General features: G+C 69.6%; 14 protein-coding genes. 6 read left to right on the top strand and 8 right to left on the bottom strand.

What is annotated here, in order from left to right:
• Nucleotides 1–53 precede the first annotated feature (53 nt).
• The 3 genes from ACIA03_RS19965 to ACIA03_RS19955 all read right to left on the bottom strand — a co-directional run bounded on the left by ACIA03_RS19965 (nucleotide 54) and on the right by ACIA03_RS19955 (nucleotide 5,838).
• The gene (locus ACIA03_RS19965) at nucleotides 54–1,589 is read right to left on the bottom strand and encodes a hypothetical protein (protein ID WP_396985673.1); all 1,536 of its coding nucleotides are present in this window, start codon (nucleotides 1,587–1,589) and stop codon (nucleotides 54–56) included.
• A gap of 10 nt (nucleotides 1,590–1,599) precedes the next feature.
• A complete protein-coding gene (locus tag ACIA03_RS19960; RefSeq protein ID WP_396985671.1) occupies nucleotides 1,600–4,794 on the bottom strand; it encodes a family 78 glycoside hydrolase catalytic domain in 3,195 nt (1,064 codons plus the stop codon).
• A gap of 114 nt (nucleotides 4,795–4,908) precedes the next feature.
• Nucleotides 4,909–5,838, bottom strand: coding sequence for an EamA family transporter (locus tag ACIA03_RS19955; RefSeq protein WP_396985668.1), 930 nt, complete (start codon nucleotides 5,836–5,838; stop codon nucleotides 4,909–4,911).
• Nucleotides 5,839–5,911: 73 nt separating this feature from the next.
• On the opposite strand from ACIA03_RS19955, the gene ACIA03_RS19950 reads away from it, so the two are divergent.
• Entirely contained in the window at nucleotides 5,912–6,823 is a 912-nt protein-coding gene (locus ACIA03_RS19950) for a LysR family transcriptional regulator (RefSeq protein WP_396985666.1), read from the top strand.
• Here ACIA03_RS19950 and ACIA03_RS19945 read toward each other — a convergent pair.
• Both ACIA03_RS19945 and ACIA03_RS19940 read right to left on the bottom strand, forming a co-directional pair.
• A complete protein-coding gene (locus ACIA03_RS19945; RefSeq protein WP_396985664.1) occupies nucleotides 6,796–7,755 on the bottom strand; it encodes a co-chaperone YbbN in 960 nt (319 codons plus the stop codon). The two genes, ACIA03_RS19950 and ACIA03_RS19945, sit on opposite strands and share 28 nt — an antisense overlap.
• 23 nt (nucleotides 7,756–7,778) lie before the next feature.
• Nucleotides 7,779–8,225, bottom strand: coding sequence for a PH domain-containing protein (locus tag ACIA03_RS19940; protein ID WP_396985662.1), 447 nt, complete (start codon nucleotides 8,223–8,225; stop codon nucleotides 7,779–7,781).
• On the opposite strand from ACIA03_RS19940, the gene ACIA03_RS19935 reads away from it, so the two are divergent.
• The gene (locus tag ACIA03_RS19935; protein WP_396985660.1) at nucleotides 8,208–8,468 is read left to right on the top strand and encodes a hypothetical protein; all 261 of its coding nucleotides are present in this window, start codon (nucleotides 8,208–8,210) and stop codon (nucleotides 8,466–8,468) included. The two genes, ACIA03_RS19940 and ACIA03_RS19935, sit on opposite strands and share 18 nt — an antisense overlap.
• A 21-nt stretch (nucleotides 8,469–8,489) precedes the next feature.
• Here ACIA03_RS19935 and meaB read toward each other — a convergent pair whose 3' ends face one another.
• Nucleotides 8,490–9,455, bottom strand: coding sequence for a methylmalonyl Co-A mutase-associated GTPase MeaB (gene meaB, locus ACIA03_RS19930; protein WP_396985658.1), 966 nt, complete (start codon nucleotides 9,453–9,455; stop codon nucleotides 8,490–8,492).
• Between the two features lie 12 nt (nucleotides 9,456–9,467).
• Nucleotides 9,468–10,658: an acetyl-CoA C-acetyltransferase gene (locus ACIA03_RS19925; protein WP_396985656.1), complete on the bottom strand. Its 1,191-nt coding sequence runs from the start codon at nucleotides 10,656–10,658 to the stop codon at nucleotides 9,468–9,470.
• A 144-nt stretch (nucleotides 10,659–10,802) separates the two neighbouring features.
• Between ACIA03_RS19925 and mce the strand changes: the two genes are divergently transcribed.
• The 4 genes from mce to ACIA03_RS19905 all read left to right on the top strand — a co-directional run bounded on the left by mce (nucleotide 10,803) and on the right by ACIA03_RS19905 (nucleotide 15,427).
• On the top strand, nucleotides 10,803–11,252 hold the full coding sequence (gene mce, locus ACIA03_RS19920; protein ID WP_396985654.1) for a methylmalonyl-CoA epimerase: 450 nt from the start codon (nucleotides 10,803–10,805) through the stop codon (nucleotides 11,250–11,252).
• 140 nt (nucleotides 11,253–11,392) lie between these two features.
• The gene (gene ccrA, locus ACIA03_RS19915) at nucleotides 11,393–12,733 is read left to right on the top strand and encodes a crotonyl-CoA carboxylase/reductase (RefSeq protein WP_396985652.1); all 1,341 of its coding nucleotides are present in this window, start codon (nucleotides 11,393–11,395) and stop codon (nucleotides 12,731–12,733) included.
• 157 nt (nucleotides 12,734–12,890) lie between these two features.
• Complete coding sequence (locus tag ACIA03_RS19910) at nucleotides 12,891–14,231, top strand: hypothetical protein (protein ID WP_396985650.1); 1,341 nt, start codon at nucleotides 12,891–12,893, stop codon at nucleotides 14,229–14,231.
• On the top strand, nucleotides 14,228–15,427 hold the full coding sequence (locus ACIA03_RS19905) for an AI-2E family transporter (protein WP_396985648.1): 1,200 nt from the start codon (nucleotides 14,228–14,230) through the stop codon (nucleotides 15,425–15,427). Before ACIA03_RS19910 ends, ACIA03_RS19905 begins: the two co-directional genes overlap by 4 nt.
• A 217-nt stretch (nucleotides 15,428–15,644) precedes the next feature.
• On the opposite strand, the gene ACIA03_RS19900 is transcribed toward ACIA03_RS19905, so the two are convergent.
• Nucleotides 15,645–16,610, bottom strand: coding sequence for an EamA family transporter (locus ACIA03_RS19900; RefSeq protein ID WP_396985645.1), 966 nt, complete (start codon nucleotides 16,608–16,610; stop codon nucleotides 15,645–15,647).
• Nucleotides 16,611–16,637: the final 27 nt, after the last annotated feature.

The raw sequence follows: 16,637 nt of genomic DNA, 5'->3' as shown, positions 1-16,637 counted from the left end.
ACCGGACGATAAGTGCGAGCCATACCGAAGTATTTCGCAGCACACGCCAACCATCACGGACCCGACTCGGCGATTTTCAAATCGCGACAGCCACCCGGGGACCCGCCCGCGTCCTCGATCAGGTCCGCGAGGCCGTCGGCCCAGGCGAGCCGCTTGAACGGCCACGGCTCGGCCGAGGAGATGAAGGGCTCGTCGTCCCAGAAGCCCGGGACCACCGAGCCCATCGCCCAGCCGAAGCGCCGGACGTACTCCCCCTGCACCACCTCGAGCAGCCGGTCGGTCGCGTCGGGGTCGAGCAGGTTGAGATAGCCGCGGTGGTAGCCGCTGGTGTCGTCGACCAGGGTCGTGTGGGCGAAGGTGTCGACCTGCCAGCGCCCCGCCGGCACCGACCAGGAGCCGTCCTCGAGGTTCGGGGTGAGCTCGACAAGGTCGCCACCGTCGGCAGATCCCGTCGGGCGAGCCGCGGCCGCGACCGTGTCCTTCAGCCTGACCAGCGGCCCGCCGAAGTCACCAATCGCCTCGCTGCCGTCGAAGCTCTGCGACCACAGGGCCGCCCCGGCCGGGTCGGTGACGGTGAGGTCGTTCCACTGCACGCGCTGAAGGCCCTCGACCGCGTCCTCGATCCCGACGCCGCCGAGCTCCGCGCTGACCGCCGGAGCACCGGTTGCGTACGTCGCGTCGACCGCAGCGGGCTGGACGGTCTTGTTGATCACCGGCTGGATCCGGTCGCCGGAGACGGTGACGCTGATCGTCTGCTCCCGACGTGGCGAGAAGCCCGGGGTGTTCACGCCGGTGGTCAGCCGGGTCCGCGAGCCGCCGTCGAGGCGCCAGACGCTGGCCTTGCCCTTCACGTCGACGTCGACGAGGTAGCCGCGGCTGCCGTCCTCGGAGGCGCGTACGACGAGCTGCGCGCCGGAGGCGGTCAGGGTGACCTTCCCGGTCGCGGTGTAGTCGCCCCAGGTCGCACCGGAGCTGATCGGGTGCGCGCCCTCGCGGATGGCCGCGTCCACGACGAGCCGTCCGCCTTCGACGCTGAGACCGCTGGACTCGGCCGGGTCGATCGTCGCCGGACCCTCGACGATCCGCGTCGAGCGCTGCAGCGCCTTCAGCCGCAGCTCCGGGCTCGGCTCGTACGTCTTGTCCCCCACCGTGCCGCCGTTGGCGATGATGCCGCCGGCCTTGCCGCTGGGGAAGTTGCTGTCGTTGAACAGCCAGATCCTCATCCCGGTGCGCTGCGCCTCCCGCAGGACGTGCTCGACGATGTCGAACCAGGCCTCGGTGAAGAACGCCGGCTGCATCTTGTCGCCGCCGTAGGGGAACAGGACCGCCTCGTAGACACCCTTGTCACGCATCTCCGCCATCTGCGCGTCGACGACGTCCGGGGTCACGTTGCCCGTCCAGTACCAGTAGAACGCCGGGCGGCTGTCGCTGGGCGGGTCGGCGAAGGCCGCCGGGTCGAAGCCGCGGGCCTGTGTCGATGTCTCGGTCGTCGCCTGGGTCGCCACCGCAGGATCGGTGGGCACGGTGCCGAGCGCGAGCGAGGTTGCCAGGGCCACGGTGCCGGCGAGAACGCCGGTGAGTCGGATCATTTTCTGCTCCCTACCTGGTGATGAACGTGTACGTGCCGGTCCCGACCTCGAACTCGGCGAACCCGGGGACCGTCGAGGTCACCCGGCGGGCCCCGGTCGGTGTCGTGACCCGGGCACCGTCGGCGGCCGGCACCCGGACGGTCGCGGTGGTGTTCGGCGGGATCGTGGTGGTGAGCCGGACCTGTCCCTCGCTCCGCACCCAGGAGCTGGAGATCGTGCCCCGGACGGACTCGTAGGAGGCCGATGCCGACTCGACGTCACCGACCAGTGCCGGCTCGATCACGACCTTCTTCCAGGCGACCGAGTCGTAGGCCTGGGTGATGCCGGCCACCCCACCGGTGAACCAGGAGTCGATCGCGCCGAGCATGTAGTGGTTCTGGGAGGCACCGGAGCTGGTCCAGCTCTCCGGCAGCGACGTCGCGCCGGCGGCGAGGAACTTGCCGTAGCTGACCCCGTCGTCACGCTGCACCCAGTCGTGGAGCACGTCGTCGAGCCGCTCCCGGGAGAGCAGGTCGACGGCGGCGTACAGGCCCACCTCACCGACGACGATGTGGTCGTCGGCGGTGCGGATCTGCTGGACGAACCGGTCCAGGACACCGGCGCGCAGGTCGGCCGGGACGAGGTCCTCCTGGAGCGCCAGGGCCTGGCTGGCCTGGTCGCCGTTGCCGTAGAGCCCGGTCTCCGGGTGGTAGAAGGTCGCATGGAAGGCGGTCGCCACCTCCGATGCCTTCCGCTCGTACGCAGCAGCGTCGGCCTCGCGCCCGAGCGCGCCCGCGATCCGGCTCATGTGGCTGAGGATGCGGTGGTAGGCCCACGTCTGGGTCAGCGCCGGCGGGGTGGCCGGTGAGGCCGGGGTGATCCAGTCACCGAGGCCACCGGGGACGATGCCGCCGGTCGAGATCGAGGCCAGGTAGTCGGCGTACTCCACCATCTGCGGCCAGTGGGCGCGCATCGCGCTGTCGTCGCCGTACCACTGGTAGATCTGCCAGGACGAGACCGCGAGGGTCGCACCCCAGTTGGCGTCGTGCCGGAAGGCCCCGGCGAAGAGCGCATCCTCCGGCGCGGTGGTCGGGATCAGCCCGTTGCCCTGCTGGGCGTCCACGACGTCCTGCAGCATCTTGCGGTAGTGCGCCTGGACGTCGTAGCCGTAGGCGAGGGTGTCGAAGACCAGGTTGGTCTGGTCGAGCCAGCCGAGCTTCTCGCGGTGCGGGCAGTCGGTGAAGACGGAATACATGTTGGACTGCACCGAGCGGTCGATGATCCGGTGGATCCCGGTCATCTGCGGGTCGGAGGTCGTGAACGAGCCGACCGCCCGGTCGGTGGCGCGCAGCACCAGCCCCTTCACCGTCGCGGCGGTCGGCGCGGTGGTCAGGCCCTCGACCTGGAGGTAGCGGAAGCCGTGGTAGACGAACCTCGGGATGAACGTCTCCTCGCCGGCGCCGGCCAGGGTGAACCGGTCCCGGATGTCGCCGCCGACGCTGCCCTGGTCGACGGTGCCGTCGGCCTTGAGCTTCTCGGCCGGGCGCATCGTGATCGTGGTCCCGGCCGGACCGCTGGTCGTCAGCTGCTGCCAGCCGGCGAAGTTGGTGCCGAGGTCGAAGACGTACGTCCCCGCCTTCGGCTCCTTGACGGCAACGGTCTCCAGGGTGTCGACCTGGCGGATCGGCGGGCTCTGCTGAGCCACCAGCTCGGGGTCGCCCGCCGGGGCACCGATGTCGACCGCGTCGAGCCAGCCGTCCCGGTCCGCGCCGGGCTCGTTCCAGGCACCGAGGTCGCGCCGGGCGTCGTGGTCCTCGCCGCCGTACCAGTTGGAGAAGGTGACCTCGCCGAGCGTGCTCTTGAAGGAGGTGCCGGTCGCGACCGTCTGGCGCCGGCCGTCGCGGTAGGTGATCTCGAGCTGTCCCATCGCCCTCGGAGCACCGTGCCCGGCCGCGGCCTTCAGGTAGCGCTTGGGGATCTCGGGAGTGTTGAAGACGTTGTAGATCCCGTTGCCGAGCTCCAGGCCCCAGGTGTTGCTCCCCTTGCGGAGCAGCCGGGTGACGTCGTACGTCGCATACGGGACGCGGACGCTGTGCTCGGTGTTGCCGGGCTGCAGCAGGTCGGGCGAGACCGGCTCGCCGTTGAGCGAGGCGTCGTAGACGCCCTCGCCGGTGACGTAGAGCCGTGCGGAGGCGATGTCGTCACCCGCGGTGAAGTCGCGGGCGAGCACCGGTAGGCCCGCCGGCGAGGTGTGCAGGTTGGAGATCGCGGTGACCTTGGTGCGCGGCCCGACCTTGGCGTACGGCGTGTCGTCACTGGAGACCGAGACCTGGAAGTCACGGGGGAAGTTCGGCGTGGTGCCGTAGTCGCTGGGGGCGTCCCAGAGCGGGTAGAGCCGCAACGTGTCGATCGCCGTCGGCCGGCCGAGGTCGATCGTGATGACGATCGGCTGGTCCTGGACGTCGGTCTCGGGGTGGTAGTCGCTGCGGTAGCCGCGCGGGTCGTCCGCGGTGGTGACCTTGCCGTCGGTCAGGTAGGACGGGTCCCACACGCCCGGCTCGGAGTTCTCCTCCGAGACGGTCACAGTGGCGCCCTCGGCCAGGTTCGCCCCGTCGACGCCGTGGGTGACCTCGATCTCGCCGAGCTCGAGGCGCGGCTTCCAGCTCGGGTCGTCCAGCGGCTCGCCGGGTCGGCCAAGGTCGATCACGGTCAGGCGTACGTAGCGGGTCTCCTGCGCTCCGATGCTCACGTCCTGGTGGAGCGGCGCGGCCCAGCGCTCGTCGGTGATCCACCTGCCCTGCCAGTCGGACTCATCGAGCAGGCCCATCTCGAAGGACGCCGGCCGGCTCCACTCGCTCACCTGGCCGGCGGCATCCCACACCCGGACCTGCCACAGCGCCTCGTCGCGGGAGCCGAGGCGGTCGCCGGCGTAGGACGTCGCCATCACGGCCGAGCGGACCCGGCCGGTGTCCCACAGGTCGGGTTCGCCCAGCCGACTGCGGGTGGATGCGACCCGGACCTGGTAGGCCGTCTGCCGGGCGATCCCGGCGCCGTTCCGCCACTGCAGGTCCGGAGTGAGGTCGTCGATCCCGATCGGATCGCTCACCCCTCCGACCCTGAGCTCGACCGGGGCGGCCGCGCTGTCGGACGGCTCGCTCGCGACCGCCGCGGACGGCATCAGACCGACGGCTGACGCCATCAGTGCCAGGGTGGCCAGGGCTCTCATCGCACCTCCTGAAACGATTCAACTCCAACGGAGGTTCAGTATGGCGCACGTCACACCCATCGCGGGAGACGCAGCGACGGACTGGCCGCATGCGGCCAGCTCAGCTGCGGTCGCTCAGCGGTGCTTGCCGCTCTCGACGAGATCCGGGAGCGGCTCGACGCCGCGCGACCGAGGCAGGCGCACCACTCCCTGCGCCACGAGCGCCCCGATCACCAGGAGCGCGCCACCGGCGAGCTCGCCGGCGCTCGGCACCTCCCCGGGCAGCAGCCACGCGGAGCCGATCGCCACCGGCGGCACCAGCAGGATCCACGGCACCACCGACGACGCCGGATGCCGGGCGAGCAGCGAGTTGAAGACCCCGTAGCCGACGAACGAGGCGAGCACGACCGTGTAGGCCGTGGAGACGAGTGCCTCCCAGCCGAAGGCGGCCACTCCCTCACGGACCCCCTCGGGTCCGTCGAGAACCAGCGAGAGCGCCAGCAGCGGCAGCGGCACGACCAGCGCCGACCAGACCGTCAGCGACAGTCCACCGGGCACCTTGGCCGCCCGGGAGATCACATTGCCGATCGCCCACGACAGCGCGGCGAGCAGGCACAGCAGCAGCGCGACGACGGGGATGTGACCGCCCCGCCCGAGCGCCACCACGACCAGCCCGAGGGCGCCCGCGACGACACCGACCACCTGCACCAGGGTCGGCCGCTCGCGCAGCACACCCGCCGCGATGACAATGGTCAGCACGACCTGCGCCTGGAGCACGAGCCCGGCGAGACCGGGCGGCATCCCGGCGGCCATGCTGGTGTAGAGCAGCCCGAACTGGCCCAGGCTCATGAAGATCCCGACCGCCGCCACGACCCGCCACGAAGCCTTCGGTCGCGGCAGCAGGAAGACCGCCGGGAAGGCGACCAGGACGAAGCGCACGGCGAGCAGCAGCAGCGGCGGCACCGCGTGCCCGTCGCGCGTCTCGAGGCCCCAGTCGATGACGACGAAGTTGAAGCCCCACAGGACGGCGACGAGGACGGCGAGCAGCGAGTCACGGCGATTCACACCGTCCAGGATGAAGGCAAAGATCATGAAGCACCAGCGAATGATTCTTCATCCGATGACGTAGCATCGCTTCATGATAGATCTCGCCGCGCTCGTCGCTCTCCGCGCCGTCGACACCCATGGCTCGGTGGTGGCCGCCGCCGACGCCCTGGGCTTCACGCCCAGCGCCGTGTCGCAGCAGGTCAAGCGGCTCGAGCGGCAGGTCGGCGTACCTCTGCTCGAGCGGATCGGGCGCGGCGTCATGCTCACCCATGCCGGCCGGCACCTGGTCGAGGAGGGGTCGCGGCTGCTCGCCGACATGGAGGCGCTCGAGTCCGGACTGCACGAGCAGGCCACCACGGTGGCCGGACGGCTGCGATTGACCGCGTTCTCCACCGCGATGCGCGGGCTGATCGCGCCGGTAGCCGGCGAGCTCCGCGTCGCCCATCCCGAGCTCACCCTCACCCTCTCCGAGCGGGAGCCGTGGGACACGGTCGACCTGGTCGCCACCGGTCACAGCGAGATCGGCGTGGTCCACTCCTGGGGCGACGTTCCGCTCTCCATCCCCGACCATCTGGTGACGACCGAGCTCCACCGCGACATCGCCGACGTGATCGCCCATCGCAACCACCCGCTGGCGCAGCTCGCGAAGGTGACCCCGCACGACCTCGTCGCCGAGGACTGGATCGCGACGCCGGAGGGCACGATCTGCCGGCAGTGGCTGAACCGGATGTACGCCGGCACCGGCCGGCTGCCGCGGATCGCGCACGTCTCGATGGAGTTCGACAGCCATCTGGCGCTGGTGCGAGCGGGGCTCGGGATCGCGCTCGTCCCCCGGCTCGGGCGCGCCGAGCTCGGCGAGGACCTGGTCGCCGTACGCGTCGTCGACCCGGTCCCCACCCGCGAGATCCTCGCACTGCACCGCCGCACCATGGCCGCCTCGCCGGCGGTCACCGCGGTGCTCGCGGCTCTAGCGGCTCAGAACAGGGCAGAGGCCAGCGACTGACGGCCCTTGAGCACCCGCTCGTCGTCGTTGCCGACCGCGGCGAAGAGGCCCAGCAGGTGCTCGCGCGCCTTGTTGCGCTCGTCCCCCGACGTACGCCGCACCAGCTCGACCAGCCGGAGGAAGGAGTCCTCCACGTGGCCGCCGAGCAGGTCCAGGTCGGCGACGAGCGTCTGCGCGTCGACGTCGTCGGGGGCGGCCGCGGCGGCGGCACGCGCGGCGTTGAGGTCGACCCCCTGCGTACGCTGCAGGACCTTGGCCATCGCCAGCCCGGCGGCGGCCTCGGAGTCGGCGGGGTTGGAGGCGATCAGCTTCTCGTACTCGGCCACGGCCGCGTCGATGTCGCCGCGCTCGAGCGCGTCCTGCGCCGGGGCGTAGCGCGGGTCGAGCGCCGGCTCGTCGCCGTCCTCGGTCACGGCGGCGCCGCCGATGGCGTTGGGCTTGTGCCGCCCGCCGATCCCCTGGGTGGTGAGCTGCTGGCCGAGCTGCTGGAAGACCGTACGCAGCTCCTCGAGGTTGAGCGCGCCCGGGATCGGCTGGGTGACCGGCCGGCCGTCGAGCAGGATGTAGAGGAGCGGCACCTGAGGCACCTGCAGCGCCTGCGCGATCTGCGGATTCTTGTCGATGTCGACCAGGCCGACGAGGAACCGGCCGTCGTACTCCTCCACGACCGTCGACACGTCGCGCGCGTAGGTGACGCTCTCGGGAGCGCGGGAAGCCGAGTAGAAGACCAGCACGACCGGAGCGGTCATCGACGCCTCGAGCACCGACTGGAAGATCTGCTCGTCGACCTCGACGGTGTAGGAGCCGGCGCTCCGCCCCTGGGCGGGAGCCGCATCGGCCGGACCGCCGAAGGGGGCGTCCTGTGCGGGCGTGGTGCTGGCGAGCCCGGAGAGGTCGACGGCTCCGGGGCGGGAGAACGGCTGCTGCGTCATGTCGCCAATCCTATGAGGACGGTCTAACCGACGCTGCCGCGGAGGCCCGCCCGCTGGACGACACGCTGGATGGTCAGGTCACGCTCGGTCGGCCGGCCGACGAAGTAGATGTTGTTCAGGCCCTGCTCCTGAGCGGCCGACTCGAAGACGAAATGGCCGTAGTTGAACATCTGACCCCAGAACGACTGCTTGACCGTGATGTCGAGGACTCGCGCCAGCGGCATCGTCGCCAGCTCGTTCGTGAGAACACCATGGATGCGGAAGATGCGCATGTTGGTGACCACGAACCGGTCCCGGCTGACCACCAGGGACCGCCAGAACGCGTGCCCGACCAGCCCGAACGCGAGCAGCACGATGATCCAGGCGACGTTCATGTCGATCGTCGCCGCCACGATCATCAGCGCCAGCCCGAGGATCGCCTCGGCCACCGGACGGATGTAGGAGACCCAGTGATGGGTGACCTCGTCCACGACGACCTCACCTTCGTCTCGCAGAAGGTGCTTGGAGATGTCGACACCGAAGAGGTTCACACAGCCAACGATAGTGATCCCACGGTGCGGAAGTCGACAAACAAGCCGTACGCCGGGACAACCTCCCCCGAGGAGTCAGTTTCTGGGCGCGAAAGGTCGATTTTCGGCGTCGAGACGGCAGATTTCGACGGCGAGAGGTCGATACGCAACGCACGTCGTGCCCACTCGCCACCAACAACCTGACCTCTCGACGCCGAAAATCGACTACTCGGCGTCAGAAACCGACTTCTCGGCGAGGAGGGTGTCGGCGGCGGCGTAGGGGTCACGTACGCCCCTGACCACCTCGGCCGCCAGGGCGTCCAGGTCGCCGGCCGAACCGACGGTCGTCCATCGCGCGCGGAGGGTCTCGACGGCGATGGCCTCGACCTCGGCACGCGCGCGACGGGTACGCCGCAGCGCCAGCATGCCGCTGGACTCGAGCCAGGCGCGGTGCTCGTCGAGCGCGCCGACGACCTCGGCCAGGCCCTTGCCCGACTGCGCGACGGCGGTGAGGACCGGCGGGGCCCAGGCCTCGGCGGGGCGGTCGGCGAGGCGGAGCATCCCGCGCACGTCTCGCTGGACCTTGGTCGCACCGTCCCGGTCGGCCTTGTTGACGACGTAGATGTCGCCGATCTCCAGGATCCCGGCCTTCGCGGCCTGGATGCCGTCACCCATCCCGGGCGCGAGCAGCACCACGGTGGTGTCGGCGAGGCCGGCGATCTCGACCTCCGACTGACCGACACCGACGGTCTCGACCAGCACGACGTCGAACCCGGCCGCATCCAGCACCCGGAGGGCCTGCGGCGCCGACCAGGCCAACCCGCCGAGGTGGCCACGCGAGGCCATCGAGCGGATGAAGACGCCCGGATCGGTGGCATGGTCGGTCATCCGGATCCGGTCCCCCAGCAGCGCGCCGCCGGAGAACGGGGAGGACGGGTCGACGGCCAGCACCGCCACGGTGCGCCCCTCGGAGCGCAGCTCGCGGACCAGCGCGGAGGTGGTGGTCGACTTCCCGACCCCGGGTGCGCCGGTGAGCCCGACGATGTGGGCGTGCCCGCCGTGGGGCGCGAGCGCGGCCATCACCTCGCGGAGCCGCTCTCCCCCACCGACGGGGGCGTTCTCGACGTACGACACCAGCCGCGCGACCGCCCGGGGCTCACCGCCCCGGGCGCGCGCGACCAGGTCGCTCACATCAGTGATGGCTCAGGCCTTGGGGACACGCACGATCAGGGCGTCGCCCTGACCGCCACCGCCGCACAGCGCGGCGACACCGGTGCCACCGCCCCGACGCTTCAGCTCGTGCGCCAGGGTCAGCACGATCCGGGCACCGGAGGAGCCCAGCGGGTGACCGAGGGCGATCGCGCCGCCGTTGACGTTGACCTTCTCCTCCGGGATGCCGAGCGCGGCGGCAGACTCCAGGCCGACCGCAGCGAAGGCCTCGTTGAACTCGACCAGGTCGAGGTCGGCAGCGGTGATGCCGTCCTTCTCCAGGGCCTTGGCGGTTGCGTTGGCCGGCTGCAGCTGCAGGGTGGAGTCGGGGCCGGCGACCATACCGTGGGCACCGATCTCGGCAAGCCACTCCAGGCCGAGCTCCTCGGCCTTCTCCTTCGACATCACCACAACGGCGGTGGCGCCGTCGGAGATCTGCGAGGAGGAGCCGGCGGTGATGGTGCCGGACTTGGAGAACGCCGGACGGAGCTTGGCCAGCGACTCGACGGTGGTGTCGCCGCGTACGCCCTCGTCGGCGGAGACGACGATCGGGTCGCCCTTGCGCTGCGGGATGGAGACCGGGACGATCTCGTCGTCGAAGGTGCCGTTCTTCTGCGCGGCCGCGGCCAGCTGGTGGGAGCGCGCGGAGAAGGCGTCCTGCTCCTCGCGGGAAACGCCCTTCTCACGGTCGGCGTTGACGGCCTCCGTCAGGGCACCCATCGCCTGCGCGGTGGCCTGGTCGTAGAGGGCGTCGTAGGCCATCGAGTCGACGAGCGCGGTGTCGCCGTACTTGAAGCCCTCGCGCGACTTCGGCAGCAGGTGCGGGGCCTGGGTCATCGACTCCATGCCGCCCGCGACCACGATCTCGGCCTCACCGGCGGTGATCAGCTGGGAGGCGGTGGCGATCGCGTTGAGGCCGGAGAGACAGACCTTGTTGATCGTGATGCTCGGGATGCTCCCGGGCAGCCCGGCGGCCAGGCCGGCGGTACGGGCCGGGTTCTGACCGGCACCGGCCTGGAGCACCTGGCCCATGATCAGGTAGTCGACCTGTTCCGGGGACACGCCGGACTTCTCGAGCGCGCCCTTGATGGCGACGGCACCGAGGTCGGCGGCGCTGAGGCCCTTGAATGCGCCGAGCAGGCGGCCAATCGGCGTACGCGCCCCGGCGACGATGACGTTGGACATGGGTCCTCCAAGAATGTTGGGTGGTGCTGATCTGCCTTGAGGTTACTAATTAGTAACCTCAGTGGGAAGAGTGTTGAGCGCAGCCTGGTGTGGCTGTCATCACACATTGTGCCCGCCCGTCCCGAATCGATGGAGAGTAGCCCCATGACCGCAGTCGACATCCCCGCCCACCTGTTCACCCAGATCGATCACGTCGGCCTCGCCGTGGCCGACCTGGATGCCGCGATCGACTTCTACGAGAAGACGTTCGGCATGAAGCTCGCCCACCGCGAGACCAACGAGGAGCAGGGTGTCGAGGAGGCGATGATCGCGATCGGCGAGTCCGACAACAAGCTCCAGCTGCTGGCCCCGCTCAACGAGAACAGCACCATCGCCAAGTTCCTCGACCGCAACGGCCCGGGCATGCAGCAGCTCGCCTACCGGGTCACCGACGTGGAGCAGGTCTCCGCGATCCTCCGGGAGCGCGGCGTACGTCTTCTCTACGACGCACCGCGACGCGGCACCGCCGACTCGCGGATCAACTTCATCCACCCCAAGGATGCCGGCGGCGTCCTGGTCGAGCTCGTCGAGCCGGCCTCGAACCCCGCCCACTGAGTCCACTCGCCGGACCCGCCACGGCACATGAACGATCCAAGAGTCATGTGTCACATCAGGCTGGCAATAACGGTTACTCACCAGTAATGTCCAGCGAAATAGAGTCAACCGCGACCCCTACGACGACGCAGGAGCCGACCATGCAGAAAATCCTCGACGCGATCCTTGCCGGCGATACGCCCGGCGAGGAGTTCGCGAACCTCGAGATCCCCGACCACTACCGTGCCGCCACCGTCCACAAGGACGAGGTCGACATGTTCGAGGGCGTCGCGACCAAGGAGAAGGACCCCCGGAAGTCCCTCCACGTCGAGGACGTCGCCCTCCCCGAGCTCGGCCCGGGCGAGGCCTTCGTCGCGGTGATGGCCTCGGCGATCAACTACAACACCGTGTGGACCTCGATCTTCGAGCCGGTCTCCACCTTCGGGTTCCTGGAGCGCTACGGCAAGGAGTCCGAGCTGGGCGCACGCCACAACCTGCCCTACCACATCGTCGGCTCCGACCTGTCCGGCGTCGTGCTCAAGGTCGGTGCGGGCGTCACCAAGTGGAAGCCGGGCGACCGGGTCGTGGCCCACTGCCTGAGCGTCGAGCTCGAGGCCCCCGACGGCCACAACGACACGATGATGGACCCCTCCCAGCGCATCTGGGGCTTCGAGACCAACTTCGGTGGCCTCGCCGACGTCGCGATGGTCAAGGCCAACCAGCTGATGCCGAAGCCGGAGCACCTCACCTGGGAGGAGGCCGCCTCCCCCGGCCTGGTCAACTGCACCGCCTACCGCCAGCTCGTCTCCGCCAACGGCGGCAACATGAAGCAGGGCGACAACGTCCTGATCTGGGGCGCCTCCGGTGGCCTCGGCGGCTTCGCGACGCAGTACGCCCTCAACGGCGGCGCCAACCCGGTCTGTGTCGTCTCCAACGAGGAGAAGGCCAAGATCGTGCGCAACATGGGCGCCGAGATGGTCATCAACCGCTCCGAGATGGACTTCAAGTTCTGGAACGAGGACGGCACCAAGCAGAACCCGAAGGAGTGGCTGCGCCTGGGCAAGGCCATCCGCGAGCTCACCGGCGGCGAGGACATCGACATCGTCTTCGAGCACCCCGGTCGGGAGACCTTCGGCGCCTCGGTGTTCGTGACCCGCAAGGGCGGCACCATCACCACCTGCGCGTCGACCTCGGGCTACATGCACGAGTACGACAACCGCTACCTGTGGATGAACCTGAAGCGGATCATCTCCAGCCACTTCGCGAACTACCGCGAGTCGTGGGAGGCCAACCGCCTCATCGCGCAGGGCAAGATCCACCCGACGCTGTCGCGGACCTACACCCTTGAAGAGGTCGGCCAGGCCTCGCTCGACGTGCACCACAACAAGCACCAGGGCAAGGTCGGCGTGCTCTGCCTCGCTCCCGAGGAGGGCCTCGGCGTCCTCGACGAGGAGAAGCGCGCGGCCCACATCGACAAGATCAACCTCTTCCGCGGCATCTGAGACGTCGCGTCCGGGTAAATAGATCCCAATAGATCCCATTTGAGACTGGATTCACGGCCGGTCTCCCCTTGCGCGAGGGGTGACCGGCCGTAGTCTTGCCCTTTGGGAGCAGAGGGCAAGACACAAACCCCCCTAAAGTGTGAGGAATCCGCCGCAAATGACGAATGAGGGACTGTCCATCTTCAACGAGGCCTCAGAGCCTCGGAAGAAGCCCGACCAGGACTCGACCGAGACACAGGTTCTCCCCCGGGTCCCCGGCGCTTCGGGATCGCCCAGCTCCGGCCACAACTCGGCTCCACCGGCTCCAGGCTCACTCCCGGCCTTCCCGGTCGTACGGCGGGGCGGATACGACCCCGGCACGGTGAACGCTCGGGTGCAGCAGCTTCTCCAGGCCAACGGCCAGGGACAGTCGGCGCTGCGCAACGCACAGCGCCGCATCGCCGAGCTCGAGCGCAAGGTCAACGACCTCAAGGCCGCCGCCACCCAGGGCAACGAAGCCCCGTCCTACGCCTCCCTCGGTGGTCGCGCGAGCGCGATGCTGCGACTGGCCGAGGAGGAGGCCGCCGCGGTCAAGGAGTCTGCTGAGAAGGAGGCCGCGGTCATCCGCGAGGCCGCTCAGCGTGAGGCTGCCGCGACCAAGGCGTCCGCCCAGCGTGACATCGAGGCGCTGCGTACGACGCACTACAAGGAGATCGACGATCACCGCGAGAAGGTGACCTCGGAGGTCCAGCAGGCCCGCAAGATGGTGCAGGCCGAGAGCGACGAGCTGCTCGCCGCCGCCAAGCGCGAGGCCGACCAGATCCGGCTCGCCGTGCAGCAGGAGGTCACCCAGCTGCGTACGTCGACCCAGCGTGAGGTCGAGAAGGCACGTGCCGGCGCGGACCGTGAGGTCCAGGAGGCCCGGCGGATGCTCGCCGTCGAGCGCGAGCGTCTCGCGCGCGAGGCCGCCGACCACCACGACCAGGCGATGGCCGAGACCGCTCGCATCGTGACCGAGGGCGAGACCCGTGCGGCCGACGCCGAGGAGCGGGCCCGGATCGCTGCCCAGCACGTCGCCGACCAGCGTGCCGAGCTGGCCAAGGAGTCCGAGGGCATCATCGCTCGCGCCCGCCGCGACGCCGAGGCGATCCTGGCCAAGGCTCGCGCCGAGGCCGACCACCTGGCCTCCACCGCGACCGTCGAGGCCGAGAAGGGTCACGCGATCATCAAGGCCGAGGTCGACCGCCTCACCAAGCGCCGCGACGCGATCGCCGCGCAGCTCTCCTCGCTCACCGACCTGGTCTCCGGGTTCGGCAAGACCGAGGACCCGGCCGAGCTGGAGGCGCCGAAGCCGTTCACCGAGGACGAGGACATCGTCGACGGCGAGCTCGTCGTCGACGAGAGCGTCACCCTCCTCGACTCCGACGAGGACCTCTCGGACGACTTCGACGACTACGACGAGCCCTCCGAGAAGACCGCGATCCGCGAGCCCGAGACAGCTAAGTCCGAGAGCCGGTGAACGCAGCCGCTGCCGGCCGTCCTGCGGACGGTCTGGAGACGACGTCTGCCACGACCGACCTCGGCGATGACTCGACGGCCGACAGCGAGCCTGCACTGCCGGTCGACGAGCCGGAGCCCGAGGAGAGCGAGCGGGACAAGCGGTTCGGCAAGCCCGGACCGCCGTTCGACCGGAGGTCTCCCTACCTCTTCGGGCTGCTCCTCGGTCTCGGCCTGCTGACCGCCTACGCAGCCGGCAACCTCCTCACCACGATGGGGAGCGTGATCCTCCAGGTGGTGGTCTCGCTCTTCATCGCCGCGGGGATCAACCCGATGGTGGTGTTCCTGCAGAGGCGTGGCTTCCGGCGGCCGTGGGCGGTCCTGACGGTCATCCTCGGCGTCCTGGGCGCGCTCGTGCTCTTCTTCGTGGCGCTGGTGCCGGTGATCAGCGACCAGGTCGCCAAGATCTCGGCCAACGTCCCCGACTGGATCGATGAGCTGCAGCGCAACGAGCGCGTCCAGCAGCTCAACGAGGAATACCAGATCCTCGACAAGGTGCAGGAATACGTCGCCAGCGGCGACTTCGTCAGCAGCGCCTTCGGTGGGGCGCTCGGCGTCGGCCTGGCGGTGATCAACGTGCTCGTCACGGGCTTCATCGTCATCGTTCTGACGCTCTACTTCATCGCCGCCTACGACCAGACGAAGCACGCCATCTACCGCCTCGCGCCGGCCTCGCGCCGCGAGCGGGTCGGCAAGCTCGGTGACCGGGTCTTCGACGGCATCGGGGGCTATGTCTCCGGGGCGTTCATCGTCGCGCTGTGCGCCGGCCTGTCCACCCTGGTGCTGCTCTTCGTCATCGGGATGGGCGAATACGCGGTCGCCCTGGCCTTCGTGGTCATGATCACCGACGTGATCCCGATGATCGGGGCCACCATCGGCGCGGTCATCGTCTGCGCGATCACCTTCGCGACGACCGATGTGAAGACCGGCATCATCGCGGTGGTCTTCTACATCGCCTACCAGCAGTTCGAGAACTACGTCGTCTATCCGCGGGTCATGTCCCGCTCGGTCGACATTCCCGGCGTCATCACGGTGATCGCGGCCCTCGTCGGTGCCTCGCTCCTCGGTGTCGTCGGCGCGCTGCTGGCGATCCCGACAGCGGCCGCGATCCTGATGCTGATCCGCGAGGTCTACGTCAGAGCTCAGGACGAACGCTAGGGCGTGTCTCCCAAAGACACGGCGGCCGCGAGCGGCGTTTCGCATCCGATCTGGCAAGGCGGCGCTGCGAAGGCATCCTGTGGCTGTCGAGCGGCGCCAACGCAGCCAGATCGGATGCGAAACGTCGCGTAGCGGGCGTGGATTTGGGAGACACGCACTAGCCACCACCTGTGAAGGAGCGCCGCACGCAGCCGATGCGTGCGGCGCTTCGCGCATCTCAGGAGGAGGCGGTGGTCGACTGCTCTCCCTGCTGGACCGCGATGATCCCGGCCAGCACGACCAGCCCGCCGATGAGCTGGATGAGGCCGGGAGCCTCACCGAGCAGGAGCCAGGCGAAGACGACAGCCGAGACGACCTCGAGAAGGCCGACGAACGACGAGAGCCGCGAGCCGAGTGTGCGGGTGGCCGCGATGCCGGCGGCGTACGAGACCGAGCAGGTCAGCACACCGAGACCCACCAGCGGCGCCCACCAGGGCATCTCCAGGCCGGCCAGGACCACCGGCGAGGTCTCCATCGCGAACGGGATGGCGCCGATCAGGCAGAGCAGCGCGAGCAGGACGGTCGCGCCGGTCAGACCGAGCCAGGCCAGCGCGAGCGGCGGCAGCGTGGTGCTGGAGTGGGCGTTGAGCACGTAGTAGCCGGCCAGTCCGACGGCGGCAGCGGAGCCCCACAGGACGCCGAACGGGTGCACGCTCGCACCGCTGACCAGGTCGAGGACCAGGACGAGCCCGGCGATCGCGACCAGCGCACCCACCAGGGTCAGCCGCGAGGGCCGCTCACCGTGTCGCAGCCACATCCAGGCCACGACGAGCACGACCCCCATGTATTCGAGCAGCAGCGCCGGCCCGACCGCCATCCACTGCACCGCCGAGAAGAACGCGAACTGCGGCACCACGATCGCCAGCAGTGCGTACGCCACCACGACCCGCCAGCTCGCGGCCACACCCCGCCACCGGCCGGCGAGCGCGCGCAGCGCGAACGGGGCCAGCACCACGGCGCCGATGCCGACGCGGAAGACCAGCACCCCGCCCGTCGACCAACCGGTGTCGAAGAGACCACGTCCCAACGGCCCGGAGAGGCTGAACGTGACCGCCGAGACGACCGCCATGAGCAGTCCGGCAGCCACCAGCGGCGTCTTCTGCGTGCTCTGCGGCACCGCCTCGTCATTGGTCAAAGTCGTCATGACACATGACGATCCCAGCGACGCGGT

The sequence above is a fragment of the Nocardioides sp. NPDC051685 genome (assembly GCF_044453405.1).
GTDB lineage: Bacteria > Actinomycetota > Actinomycetes > Propionibacteriales > Nocardioidaceae > Nocardioides.
The sequence above is the reverse complement of the archived record's forward strand: the minus strand, read 5'-3'. Positions and strand labels throughout refer to the sequence as shown.